Origin of the sequence: Amycolatopsis sp. NBC_00348 (genome assembly GCF_036114655.1) — a bacterium.
Lineage (GTDB): Bacteria > Actinomycetota > Actinomycetes > Mycobacteriales > Pseudonocardiaceae > Amycolatopsis.
In genome coordinates this window covers 7,174,050-7,186,953 of the sequence record NZ_CP107994.1, presented here as the reverse complement: position 1 = coordinate 7,186,953, position 12,904 = coordinate 7,174,050, and the positions used below count along the sequence as shown (strand labels likewise).

The 12,904-nt window shown below is 69.9% G+C and carries 10 protein-coding genes and 1 tRNA gene; 6 read left to right on the top strand and 5 right to left on the bottom strand.

What is annotated here, in order from left to right; genetic code table 11:
* The 5 genes from OHS58_RS31400 to OHS58_RS31380 form a co-directional block, all read right to left on the bottom strand.
* A complete protein-coding gene (locus OHS58_RS31400) occupies positions 1–1,110 on the bottom strand; it encodes a TRAFAC clade GTPase domain-containing protein (protein ID WP_328644904.1) in 1,110 nt (369 codons plus the stop codon).
* Positions 1,111–1,137: 27 nt separating this feature from the next.
* Positions 1,138–3,696 (bottom strand): hypothetical protein, encoded by a 2,559-nt coding sequence (locus tag OHS58_RS31395; RefSeq protein ID WP_328644903.1) that lies wholly within the window; start codon positions 3,694–3,696, stop codon positions 1,138–1,140.
* Positions 3,693–5,267, bottom strand: coding sequence for an Hsp70 family protein (locus tag OHS58_RS31390; protein WP_328644902.1), 1,575 nt, complete (start codon positions 5,265–5,267; stop codon positions 3,693–3,695). The genes OHS58_RS31395 and OHS58_RS31390 overlap by 4 nt, the downstream gene beginning before the upstream one ends.
* Positions 5,264–6,229: a vWA domain-containing protein gene (locus OHS58_RS31385; RefSeq protein WP_328644901.1), complete on the bottom strand. Its 966-nt coding sequence runs from the start codon at positions 6,227–6,229 to the stop codon at positions 5,264–5,266. The genes OHS58_RS31390 and OHS58_RS31385 overlap by 4 nt, the downstream gene beginning before the upstream one ends.
* A gap of 484 nt (positions 6,230–6,713) precedes the next feature.
* Positions 6,714–6,786, bottom strand: a tRNA-Arg gene (locus OHS58_RS31380).
* Between the two features lie 262 nt (positions 6,787–7,048).
* Between OHS58_RS31380 and OHS58_RS31375 the strand changes: the two genes are divergently transcribed.
* From OHS58_RS31375 to galT, 6 genes are all read left to right on the top strand, one after another.
* On the top strand, positions 7,049–7,702 hold the full coding sequence (locus OHS58_RS31375; RefSeq protein ID WP_247058120.1) for a response regulator: 654 nt from the start codon (positions 7,049–7,051) through the stop codon (positions 7,700–7,702).
* Positions 7,703–8,311, top strand: coding sequence for a trimeric intracellular cation channel family protein (locus tag OHS58_RS31370; RefSeq protein ID WP_247058118.1), 609 nt, complete (start codon positions 7,703–7,705; stop codon positions 8,309–8,311).
* A 68-nt stretch (positions 8,312–8,379) separates the two neighbouring features.
* On the top strand, positions 8,380–9,072 hold the full coding sequence (locus tag OHS58_RS31365; RefSeq protein WP_247058116.1) for a response regulator transcription factor: 693 nt from the start codon (positions 8,380–8,382) through the stop codon (positions 9,070–9,072).
* A complete protein-coding gene (locus OHS58_RS31360; RefSeq protein ID WP_410618533.1) occupies positions 9,069–10,487 on the top strand; it encodes a sensor histidine kinase in 1,419 nt (472 codons plus the stop codon). Before OHS58_RS31365 ends, OHS58_RS31360 begins: the two co-directional genes overlap by 4 nt.
* A gap of 483 nt (positions 10,488–10,970) precedes the next feature.
* On the top strand, positions 10,971–11,771 hold the full coding sequence (locus OHS58_RS31355) for a DeoR/GlpR family DNA-binding transcription regulator (protein WP_328644900.1): 801 nt from the start codon (positions 10,971–10,973) through the stop codon (positions 11,769–11,771).
* The gene (gene galT / locus OHS58_RS31350) at positions 11,768–12,850 is read left to right on the top strand and encodes a galactose-1-phosphate uridylyltransferase (RefSeq protein ID WP_326944561.1); all 1,083 of its coding nucleotides are present in this window, start codon (positions 11,768–11,770) and stop codon (positions 12,848–12,850) included. The genes OHS58_RS31355 and galT overlap by 4 nt, the downstream gene beginning before the upstream one ends.
* Positions 12,851–12,904 lie beyond the last annotated feature (54 nt).

Sequence of the window (12,904 nt, the reverse complement as noted above, 5' to 3'; positions counted from 1 at the left end):
TCATCGCTTGCCTTTCATCATCCTGATCGCACCGAACCGGGCCAGCAGCCACAACATGGGGTCCTCCAGGCGGTACGGGTGCACGCCTTCCGGCGCGAGGTGCTTGCCGTCGACCGGCGGTGCCCCCAGCGCGGAGAGCCCGAAGTACCGGTAGGTCTCGAACGTGTTGGCGATGCTGCGATCGAAGGCCGGGTCGTACCACTGGTCGAGCCAGGCCCGGACCTCCTCGTGCACGTCGAGCCCGTCCGCCTCGTCGTAGACGCCGATGTGTCCCGACGGCTGCCGCAGCGGGGACTCGGGCGCCAGGGAATCCGGCAGCAGGTCCAGCTTGGTGAGCGCGACCGCCAGCGGGGTGCGCAGGCGCCGCTCGACCCGGCCGGAACTGCGCTCCCGGAGCAGCTCGCCGAGCCGGTTCAGCACGTGAAGCTGATCGGTGTAGCGGGACTTCGAGCCGTTCACGCCGACCAGATCACGGACCTTGGGCATCTGCAGGGGATCGAGCAACAGGATGATGCCCTCGGCGGCGTCGAGGTAGCTGATCAGCTGGTCCATCGCTTCGGCGCGGGCGACGTCCTCGCCCGCGGTGTCGTAGAACACCGTGACCACCGGCGCGATGCGCGCCGATCCGAACATGCCCTGCCGCCGGAAGCGGAGGCTGAACATCAACGGTTCCGGGCTGGTGACCCGGGCCGAAGCCGTCTGCCTGAGCGGACGGCCTTCTTCGAACAGCGGCGTGTCGAAGTCGCGCCGGTAGCGCACACGGGACTCCTCGCCGAGCAGGTCGAGCGACATCCCGGTGAACCGCTCGTTCACCTGGCCACGCTGGAACTCGTGGATCAGCACGCCGACCCAGGTGCTCTTACCGGAGTCGGACGAGCCGATCACCGCGATGTTGCGGCCGGCGCCGTCGAGGTACTCACGCAGGAGCTCCCGCCCGCAGCTCGGGCAGACGCGCCGGCTCTGGGGGAGCTTCCCGTGCGGGCAGCGGCCGTTCTTCAACTGCCGTTCTGCGAAGGTCTCACCCTTGTGGTCGCACTGCTCCCCGCACCGCATGTGCAGCTCGTTGCGCCGGGAGCTCGTCCAGCAGTACGGGCACTTCGTTTTGGTCACACCGGTTCCCAGCACGCGAAGGGGTGGTCAGGTCAGTACGAGCTGGCCGGGGCTGGCGGCCACCATGTGCACGCGTTCGTCACGGGAGAACGCGCGGATGTGCAAGGGCCGCCGCAGGTCCGGCGGCACGGTGAACTCGACGCGCATCGGCGCGACACCGGCTTCGGTGGTGACCAGTTCGTGGCCGTCGCTCGCCTCGAGCGGGCGGAGTCCCGACTTGGCCACCACGACGATCGACGGCACCCCGCTGCCCGGTTCACCGTCCACCACGAGGATCCGGCGCGTCCGCCGCAACGACCGCACCCGTTCGATGGAGTAGCGGATCGCCACCGGCGTCGACCCCTGGCCGAACAGGATCGGTCCGAAGCTGCGCGTCTCGCCGTCGACGAGGGACGTGCACACACCGAACCAGTGATCACCCGCGGGCGCAGGGACCGAGACACCACGGCTGTCGTAGGTCACCCGGGTCACGTCGAGTTTGGATGCGGCGGGATCGGCCGGACCGGTCGGCTTCGTCCCTGTGCGCCACACCACCCGCGCCGAGGTCGCACCGGGCGGCCACTCCCACGTCAGACGGACGGTCGGGCCGAGCCGATCGACGCGCAGCGACCGGACGGTACCGTGCCGGACGTCGACCGCGCACGGGGCGCCGATCGCCGCGAGGTCGCCCAGCACGGTCACGGGCAGGAGCTTCTGACGCCTCGCCGATGCCGCGAGCTCGACCCGGAGCCAGTTCCGCCCGGCGCCGGGCGCACTGCGAACCGGCACGCCGTAGGCGCGAGCCTTCGACACCGGCACGACCTCTTGCGCCGGCGCGTCCACGTTCTGGCGCAGCTCCAGGATTTCGACGTCGCCCTGGGCCGGAGCCGTCCACCGCACCAGCAGCCCGTCGCCGTCCGCCTCAGCGGTCAGATCGGTGACGGCGTCGGGAATTTCCTGGCATCGAGCGGAAGCGTGCACACCATCGCTCTCGGCGATCGTCCCGTCCGCCAGCCGGTAGGTCGCCGTCACGACGTAGTCGTAGGCGCGCCCGGCGCGTACGCCGGTGTCCTCGAACGTCGAGGACTGCACGTCGCGCACCGCACTTCCGTTGCGCCGCACGACGGCGCCGGAAGCGCCGGCGGGGAGGCGCCAGCGTCCGGCGATCCGGTGGGGCTCGCCCCGCAGCACCAGGTCGAGCACATCGCGCAGCACCGTCACCGCGGCCGTGCGTGCCGGTCGTGTCGACGGAGTGCCGTCGCGGGTCGTGCGGACCTCGTAGCTCAGCGGGGTGCCGCCCGGCGGGTCGTCGTCGGCCACCTCGAGCTCACGCGTGTCGGCGCAGATCAGCGTGCTGCCACGGGTTACGCGGTAGCCGATGCGGCCGGCGTGCGCACGGCTCGGTCGCCACGACACGACGACCTGGCCGGCCCGCACGACCGCGGTCGCCGACGGTGGCGCTGCCGGCGCACACCGTTCGATGGCGACGTCCAGGTCGTGGTCGGAGAGCTGCTCGCGGATCCGGTAGTAGCCCGTTGCGGCCGCCTCCACGTCTTGGCGTTCGAGCTGCCTGCACCGCGCGATTTCGGTGTCGAGCGTGGTCAGCTGGGCAGCGAGCTCGGAGCGCCGTTCCCGCCACTCGTCCGGCAACCCGGGCTGTCCGTCCAGCACGGCGAGCGCGGTCCGCAACCGCAGGTCGCGGACCGCGGAACGGTAGTCGTCCTGCCAGGCCGGGGCGGTACTCGCCGGGTTGGTGAAGTGGCACCAGGCCGCGTAGGCGGTGGTGCCCGGGTCCGCGGGCAGCTCCAACGCAGCCAGCCGCTCCGCGACCGCCTCGGCCGCCGCGGCGACTTCCGAATAGCCGTAGGGCGCCTGTGCCGCGAGGCGGGACAGCAGTTCGTGGCGCAGCACAGCGATCAAGGACGCGTCGCCGAGCCATTGCTGAATCCTCTTCAGCAGAGTCTGTTCCGCAGTGGTCTCGGCATCCCGGGACACCCGCAGTTTGCTTCGCCGCGCTTCGAGATCGCGCTCGGAAGTTCGCGTCCCGTTGAGCGTGCCGGCCAGGTAGTCCCACAGCGAGGCGTGCTGGAGCTGGACGAGCAGGTGGTGTGTGTCGGACCACTGGCGCGGCTCGGGCGTGGCCGGCAACTCGACGGGTTCGAGCTGCCGGGCGCCGATCTCCGCGAGCGCCGCCAGGACCGTGGTCCGGGTCAGCGCGCCTCCCGATTCGCGGACGAGTGACTCGACGCGTTGCCCGGACAAGCCAGGTGCGCCGCGAAGGCGCTGCTGCAGGCCTGCCCCCAGCTTGCGGGTCCGCGCGGACACCGCGGCCCGGTGCGCCGCCGACTTCGCCGGGTCCGTGAGAGTCGCCACCGCCGTCTCGTGCAGCGCTCGCAGCTGGTCGCACGCCCGCTTGAACCCGCCGTACTGCCGGTTGTTGAGCTGGCTTTTGATCTTGGCGAGCGCAGTGCGCACCACGTCGGCGCCGGCGACATCCGGCGGCAAGAGGTACACGCGGAAAAAGTCCTCGTCGGGCCGCCAGCCGTCTTGCACCGGCTTGAGCACTTCTTCGACGAAGCGGGCGCTGTCGAAATGCCACTCGCTCACCGCTGGAGCGCGGGCAGCGGGGCCCGCTTCACCTCCTCCGGCACCAGACCACTGATCTTGGCCTCGAGCCGGAGTTCCTTGCCGTTGCTCGCGACCGCGGAGACCCGGAGGATCCCGTCCGCTTGGAGGTTGAACGAGACTTCGAGCGGCTGACCGGCGGGCTGGTCCGGCGGCAGCCCGACCAGGTCACCCTTCACGAGCTCGAGGTTGTCCGGCAGCTCGATGCTCAACACGTCGGTTTTCGACTCGTAGACCACGATCTCCACCATTTCCTGGCCGTGGGCGACGGTGCGGAACGTGCCCCGCGGCGATGCGGGGATCTCGTCGTTGGGCCGGATCAGCCACGAGACGATCCGTTCGCCGTCCTGGTTCCGGGGGTCGCGCACGATGGCGATCCCATAGCCCTTGGACGTGACGTCGACGATCTTCGGGATCGGCTTGCCGCCCGGCAGGCTGCCCATCGAGGACGGCGAGCCGTCGGTCTCGGCCACGCTGCTCGCGGCGAAGAGGGCCGCGCCCTTCGCGACGATCTGATCCGGATCGGCGAGCTTCGGCGCCGGCAGGTCGGGGAAGTCCTCTGCGAGCCGCTGCTTGACCGCGGGAGAGTGCGACATACCACCGACGAGCAGCACCTCGTGGATCTGGTCCACGCTCTTTTCCCGGGCGTGGCCGAGCACGTCGCGCGTGAAGTCGAGCGTCCGGCCGAGCAGGTCGGCAGTGCATTCCTCGAGTTCCTTGCGGGTGATCTCGATCTTGGCGCGTTCGCCGTGCGCGACGATCGAGCTGCTGTAGGTGTCCCGTCGGGACAGTCCCTTCTTGGCGTCCTCGGCGAGCAGCGTGATGGCGCCCGCCGCGTCGAGGTCGGCTCTCGGGTCGGAGTCCGGGTGCTGCTCCTGGAACTTCTCGCTGATCCGGTCCATGAGGCGGTCGTCCCAGTCCGCGCCGCCGAGCCGGTGGTCGCCGCCCGTCGCGACCACGCGGATTTCGCTCTGCGACACGTTGATGATCGTGACGTCGAACGTGCCGCCGCCGAGGTCGTACACCAGCACGGTGCGGTCCTCGCCGGGGTTGATCAGCCCGTACGCGATGGCGGCCGCGGTCGGCTCGTTGATGATGTTCACGACGTTCAGGCGGGCCATCTCACCGGCGTCTCGCGTGGCTTGGCGCTCGGCCGCGCCGAAGTAGGCGGGCACAGTGATGACGACGTCCGCGAGCGGGCCGTCCGCCGGCACGTCGACACCGAGGACGCTGAGCGCGTCCTCGACGACCTGCTTGAGGATCACCGCGGAGATCGACTGGGGGTAGCGTTCCTCGCCATCGATCTCGACGGTGTAGCCGTCCTCGCCCATGTGCCGCTTGATGAGGTCGACCACGCGACCCGCCTGGTTCTTCAGCTCGTTCTTGGCGAACTTGCCGACGGTGACGCTGCCTGTCTCCTCGAAGAACACGACGGACGGTGTCGTGAGTTCGCTCTCCTGGTTGGGCAACACGGTGGCTCGACCGTTCTCGTCGAGGTGCGCGACGCACGTGTAGGTGGTGCCGAGGTCGATGCCGAGTACGGGTCGGGTCATGGTTGGTCCTTGTGAAGGTTGGTGTTCTGCTCGTCGGGCCGGATGCCACGAACCCGCTTCGTGAGGTCGGAATGGTCGATGCGGCCGCCCTTGGCGCTCCCGCCGCCCGCAGTGGCCGGTGCGGGTCTGACGCTCGTACCGCGCCTCCGGTGCAGCGCGTACGCGACAAGAGCGAGGAGCACGAGCCCGCCGAGAGTGCCGAGGAGGACCTTGCCCCAGGGAAAGACCGGCGGTTCCGGCTGGGGCAGCGCGGCGATCGTCACGCCGCACGAACTCGCCACGATTCCGTAGAGCTGCCGCAGCAGCCCGGACGTATCGGTGACGAAATAGTCCTGGCCGACATTCGGGCCCGTCACACTCGCGAGATTCCGCGCGCCGACTTGGTCCAGGTCGATGCCGACGCCGGCTACCCGGGTGTGGTCGCGTTTCAGCTGGGTGGACGCCGCAATAGCGGCTGGGACGGCTTCGTCACCTTCTTGTACCGGATTTCCGTAGACGTTCGGCAACCCGTCGGTTATGAGCACGGCAACGTTGAGCCGGAGCTCTTTCGCGGCGAGGAACGCCGCTTCCCAGTTCGTCGCGCCGTCGTTGTCCCCGTCGTGGGCCGAGAGGTCTCCGATCTGCTCTTTCAGCTGGTGGCGGGAATCGTCGTCGGAAATGTCGACCGCGGACCTGACGACTCGGGCGTCCGTGCCGAAGTCGATGATCGAGACTTCGGAGTGTTTGTCGCGCAGCGCATCGACGACGTTACTCGCCGCCTCGCGGACTTCGTCGAACCTGGGTTCCATGGAACTCGACTGGTCGATGAGCAGGCCGATGCGCAAGGGGCAGTGAGCCGGCCAAGGCGGGTTCGCCTCGATCGTCTGCGCCGTGGCGAAAGGAAGTTGGCCGAACAGTGAAAAGAGGACGACCGCGCAGATGACAGCAGCACGTCGTGGTCGCGAGGCCGTTGCCGCAACCAAGCTCGTCGTGAATTTGGATGGGTAAATCGCGAACGCTCCCTCGCCGTGATCGACTCAGCAGCACGGTAGCCTAGCGGTCGCGATGTGCTTCCGTCGAGAGTTTCGAAATCTGTCAAGTAATTGTCCAGAACAGCGCTTGGCCTGAATGCGGCCCATTCGGTGCCGCCGTTCCTGTCGACGTGGTGTCGGTTAACGTTGGTGTCGTGAATGGTGGCCCGGACACGTCGCACGTGAGGGTGGTGTTCAATGATCACCGCGCCGGCGGAACGATGGGCGGACATTGGACCGGCTCGGTGTGAAACGCGCTCTTCACGGGCAGTGTTGACGTCGGCCAAAGGGAGAACCGCGTACTCGGGCAACGGTCCGGGTGCGACGGTTGCGTCCAGGGGCCACGTTGGACTCGGGCGATCTTCCGCCGGCTTGAAGCCGCCGCACGGGTCGCTCGAAGAGCGTCGTCGCCGACGCGCGAGTCTGGTGAGTGGAGTGCCCCCGGCAGGATTCGAACCTGCGACACCCGCTTTAGGAGAGCGGTGCTCTATCCCCTGAGCTACGAGGGCGTGTACTGCCAGCCTCAGCGTACCGGGCCCGGGACACGCGCTGGCGCAGGGGCACGGATGGAGTAACCCGACCTCCGTCGTCACCCGACTGAGTGGTTCTGACCGCGGCTGTACACCTCCAGGGTGGGCCGAGGGCGCCTGACCTGGTCGGACCAGCAGCTCACCTGGTCGTGTCTGGTTTCGAACTGCTGAACAACAGTAGGTAACCTTCGTTAACGGGACGCGGGGAGCCGCCTCCTACTGGCTGTTGCGGAGGGCTTCGTTGATCAAGCTCATGTTCGCCGACGACGAGGAACTGGTGCGCTCGGGGTTGCGCGCGATGATGTCCGGGGCCCAGGACATCGAGATCGTGGGCGAGGCGAGCGACGGCAGATCCGCGGTGGAAGTCGCCCGCCGTTATCACCCTGACGTGGCCCTTCTCGACATCAAGATGCGCGCGCCCGACGATGGCATCCGGGCGCTGCGGGCCATCCTCGCGCTGCCCGATCCGCCCACCGTCGCCATGCTGACCACCTTCGACATCGACGAGTACGTGAGCCTCGCGCTGCGGCTCGGGGCCAACGGCTTCCTGCTCAAGGACATCGACCCCGCCGCGCTGCTCCGGGCCGTGCGTGACCTGGCCAAGGGCGGTGCCGTCCTCGATCCGGGGGTGGCCGCGCGGATGGTGCAGTCGCACCGGGACGAACAACGCGCTGCTCAGCCGGCTCGCAAGCTGCTCGCCTCGCTGTCCGAACGGGAACGCGAAGTCGTCGCGTTGATCGGGCAGGGTCTCAGCAACGCCGAGATCGGTGGCCGGCTTCACCTGTCCGAGGCCACCGTCAAGGGGTACGTCTCCGCCGTGCTCTCCAAGATCGGGGCGGCCAACCGCGTGCAGGCCGCGCTGCTGGCCTACCGCGGTGGCCTGCTCGACCAATAGATGCTGCTCACGGCGCTGGAGTTCCTCGGGCTCGTCGCCTTCGCGGCGTCCGGGGCGCTGGCCGCCGTGCGGGCCCGGCTCGACGTCTTCGGCGTCGTCGTGGTCGGGCTCACCACCGCGCTCGGTGGTGGGGTCATCCGGGACGTCCTGCTCGGCATCCATCCGCCGACGACGCTGCGGAACTGGCCCTACCTCGCCGTCTGCGCGGTGACGGCGCTCGTCGTCTTCGCCTTCCACCCGCAGGTCGCGCGGCTGCGGCGCGGCGTGCTGCTCGCCGACGCGCTCGGCCTCGGCGTGTTCGCCACCGCCGGGACGACCATCGCGCTCAACGCCGGCGCGACCGTCTACGCCGCGTGCTTGATCGGCATGACGACCGGGATCGGCGGTGGCGCCGTGCGCGACCTGCTGCTCCGGGAAATCCCGCTGGTCCTGCGGAAGGAGATCTACGCCGTGGCCGCGCTGGCCGGCTCGGTGCTCGTCGCCGTCGGTCACGCTCTGCGACTGCCCGAGGGGCCGGTCACCGTCGTGGCGGCCGCGGCCGTGGTGGCCGTGCGGATGGTCGCGCTCTGGCGGCACTGGAACGCGCCGGTCGCGCGCGGTCCGGAGTGAGAGAAACTCTTTGTGTGTTCTGTGTGTGTTCTTAGGCGAGTCTCAGCACGCTGAGTAAAACTATCGCCATGCGCATCCTTGTGGTGGACGACGACCGCGCCGTCCGTGATTCGCTCCGGCGGTCCCTGGAGTTCAACGGCTACCAGGTCGAGCTGGCCAGCGACGGTGCGCAGGCGCTGGAGGCGATCATCGCCAACCGGCCGGACGCGATGGTCCTGGACGTCATGATGCCGCGGCTCGACGGCCTGGAGGTCGCCCGCCGCCTGCGCAGTACTGGCGACGACCTGCCGATCCTCGTGCTGACGGCCCGCGACACCGTCTCGGACCGGGTGTCCGGGCTGGACGCCGGCGCCGACGACTACCTGCCGAAACCGTTCGCGCTCGAGGAGCTGCTCGCCCGGCTGCGCGCGCTGCTGCGCCGCGCCGTCCCGGAAGGACCCAACGGACAGGCGTCCGAGACACTGTCCTTCGCGGACCTCACCCTCGACCCGGGTACGCGCGAGGTCCGCCGCGGCGGCCGCGAGATCAGCCTGACCCGGACCGAGTTCGCACTGCTCGAGCTGTTCCTTTCCTACCCGAAGCACGTCCTCACGCGGGGCCGGATACTGGAGGAAGTATGGGGTTACGACTTCCCGACGTCGGGCAACGCCCTGGAGGTCTACGTCGGCTATTTGCGCCGCAAGACGGAGGCCGAAGCGGAGCCGAGGCTGATCCACACGGTGCGGGGGGTGGGTTACGTCCTGAGGGAAACCCCGCCGTGATCGACCCGCCGGGGGAGGAGGACCCGCGCGGCACCCGCTGGGGTACGCGCCGGTTCTCCCTGCGCGGCCGGGTGACCCTGCTCGCCGCGGCCTGCGTGGCCGGCGCCGTCGCGCTGGTCTCCCTCGGCGCGTACATGGTCGTCAGCAGCAACCTCTACCAGCAGCTGGACGACGGCCTCGTCGCGCGCGCCGAGGCGGCGGTCAACTCGCCGCAGGTGCAGACCGAGCTGCGGCAGGTCCCCGGCGCGTTCCTGGCGAGCGCGGACCTGCAGATCGGGCAGCTCAACGCCGCCCCCGACGTCCAGCACGCCGTGATGACCTACCCGCTGTCGAGCTCGGCGCCGCCGTTCGACCAGCGGGAGCTCGACGTCGCCAACGGCGATTCGGCGCAGTCGCTGCGGACGGACTTCCACACGGACAGCCGGGTCGTCGCGCTGCCCTCCGGGCACGGCGAAGCCATCGTGCTGGCCCAGTCGATGGGCCCGACCAAGCGCACGCTGAACGAGCTCGCGCTGGTGCTGTTCCTGATCGGCGGCGCGGGCATCCTGGTCGCCGCCGCGGCGGGCACCGCGGTCGCGCGCGCCGGCCTGCGCCCGGTCGACCGGCTGACGTCGGCCGCCGAGCGCGTCTCCAAGACCGGCGACCTGCGGCCGATCCCGGTCAGCGGCGACGACGAGCTGGCCCGCCTCACCCAGACGTTCAACACCATGCTCGGCACGGTCGCGGACTCGCAGGAGCGGCAGCGCCAGCTGGTCGCGGACGCGGGCCACGAGCTGCGGACGCCGTTGACGTCGTTGCGCACCAACCTCGAGCTGCTGCTCGCCGCGAGCAAGCCGGGCGCGCCGCCGTTGCCGGACGCGGACCGCGTCGACATCGTCGCGGACATCAGCGGCCAGCTCGACGAGCTGACCCAGCTCATCGGCGACCTCGTCGAGCTCGCCCGCCAGGACGAGCCGCGCGAACGCTTCGAGCGCGTCGAGCTGCTGGACGTCGTCGAGCGCGCGCTGGACCGGGCGCGGCGCCGCGCGGGCGAGATCAACTTCGACGTCTCGCTGCAGCCGTGGGTGCTCACTGGGGACAACAGCTCGATCGAACGCGCCATCCTGAACCTGCTGGACAACGCGGTGAAGTTCTCGCCGCCGGACGCGACGGTCTGGGTGCGGCTCTACCCGCTCGGCGACGGCACGGCGGTGGTCGAGGTGGCGGACGCCGGCCCGGGCATCGCCGAGGAGGACCTGCCGAAGGTGTTCGACCGCTTCTACCGCTCGTCGGAGGCACGGACGCTGCCCGGTTCCGGGCTCGGCCTCGCGATCGTCAAGCACGCGGCCGAGCGCCACGGCGGGGCGGTCTACGCCGCGCGGGCGCCGGAGGGTGGCGCGCTGATGACGATCCGGCTGCCGGGCGCGCCCGGCTGAGGTCGCCGTCGGGTAACACCCGGGACGGCCGCCATGGTGTCCGGCCAGGATCGGCGCATGCTGCTGCGTCGATGCCTGGCCGCCGGAGGAGCCGGCGTGGTCGCGGCGGTGGCCGTGACGCAGGTGCCGACGACCGGCTGGTGCACCGGAGGCGGCGGCTGTGTCCTCCTCCCGTTCGTGCTGGTCCCGCTCGTGCTGTTAGCCGCCGTCCTGCTCGCCTGGGCGGTCATGCGCGTGGCCCGCGTCCCCCCCCCCGAGGTTGGCTGGCCGCGCTGGTCACCTCCGACGCGCTGCCGCGTGGCCGGCAGGTTGCGCTCGTGTCGCCCGTGGTGGTGTTGTTCGGCTGGGGTGTTCTGCTGCCCCTTGTGGTTCCCGGCCTGTGACCTGGTGTTTCAAAGTTCACCCCGATCGCCTCAGCGGATACCGTGTTGAATCGTGTAGGATTTTGTGTGGTTGGGGAGCCGACTCGGGACGGAGTGAACGGTGCTGGCGCGTCAGCGACAGGCGGTGATCCTGGAAGAGGCACGCCGGACCGGTGCGGTCCGGGTCAGTGACCTCGTGACCAGGCTGGGCGTGTCCGACATGACGGTGCGCCGCGACCTGGACGTCCTCGCCGGGCGCGGGCTCGTCGAGAAGGTCTACGGCGGTGCCACGTCGATCGTCGGCAAGAGCACCGACGAACCCGGTTTCGAGGCCAAGTCCGTCCGCCAGCGCGCGCAGAAGGAAGCGATCGCCGAGCTCGCGGCGAACCTCGTCCGGCCCGGTACCGCGATCGGCATCTCCGCCGGCACCACCACGTGGACGCTCGCGCGGGCACTCGACGCGATCTCCGGGCTCACCATCGTGACCAACTCGATCCAGGTCGCGGACGTCCTGCGCGGGTCGACGCAGCCGGACCGCACCGTCGTGCTCACCGGCGGCGTGCGGACGCCGTCGGACGCGCTGGTCGGGCCGGTCGCCGTGCACAGCCTGCGGTCGCTGCACCTCGACGTCGTCTTCCTCGGGGTGCACGGGATGTCCGACGGGCCGGGGTTCACGACGCCGAACCTGACCGAGAGTGAGACCGACCGCGCGCTGGTCGAGGCCGGGCGCAAGCTGGTCGTGCTCGCCGACCACACCAAGTGGGGCACCGTCGGCATCTCGACGATCGCCGACCTGGACGAGGCCGACGTCGTCGTCACCGACGACGGGATTTCCGTCGAAGCCAAGGAAATACTCGCCGAAAGGGCAGGGGAACTCATGATCGCCGAGACGGCGGAGACAGTCGAGGCTGAAGAAGCGTGAAGCGCACGTCACGGCGCCTGGCCGATGGCCGGGAGATCATCTACTTCGACCAGCCCGGCGCGCCCGAGCGCGTCGCCGAGGACACCCGCGACCTGCCGCCGGTTTCGGCCGCGTCGGAGATCCGGCTCGACCCGCTGACCCACGAGTGGGTCGCGATGGCCGCGCACCGGCAGACGCGGACGTACAAGCCGCCCGCCGACCTCTGTCCACTGTGTCCGAGCAAGCCCGGCAAACCCAGTGAGATCCCGGAAAGCGACTACGACGTCGTCGTGTTCGAGAACCGCTTTCCGTCCTTCGCCGAGGATGTGACCGGCGAACCGACCACTGTGGATGGTCTCGGGCTGGTGCCGGTCAAGCCGGGGCGGGGTCGCTGCGAGGTCGTCTGCTTCACCAGCAACCACGACGGTTCCTTCGCCGGCCTGACGCCGAAGCAGGTGCGGGCCGTGGTGGACGCCTGGGCCGACCGGACCGCCGGACTGTCCGAAGTGCCCGGTGTGGAGCAGGTCTTCCCGTTCGAGAACCGCGGTGAGGAGATCGGCGTCACGCTGTCCCACCCGCACGGGCAGATCTACGGCTACCCGTTCGTCACGCCCCGGACCGCGCGCATGCTCGACGTCGCGCGCGCCTACCAGGCCGAACACGGGCGCCCGGTGCTCGGCGACGTCCTGGCGGCCGAACGCAAGTCCGGCGCGCGGGTTGTGGCGTCCGGTGAGCACTGGACGGCGTTCGTGCCGCCGGCGGCCCGCTGGCCGGTCCAGGTGCAGATCGTGCCGCACCGGCAGGTTCCGGACATCCCCGCGCTGACCGACGCCGAGCGCGACGACTTCGCCGACGTCTACCTGGACGTCCTGCGCCGCTGTGACGCCCTGTACGACCGGCCGTTGCCCTACATCGCGGCGTGGCACCAGGCGCCGGTGCGCCAGGACCGCGAGCTCGGCTGGCTCCACCTGGAGCTGTTCTCCGTGTTGCGCGCGAAGGACAAGCTGAAGTACCTGGCTGGGTCCGAATCGGGCATGGCGGTCTGGGTGAACGACGCGACACCGGAGCAAATCGCGGAACGGCTCCGCGCGGCGGGGTGACCCGGCCATACTCATCTCCGATGCACAGGTTCGGCTCAGGAACCTCTCAGGACC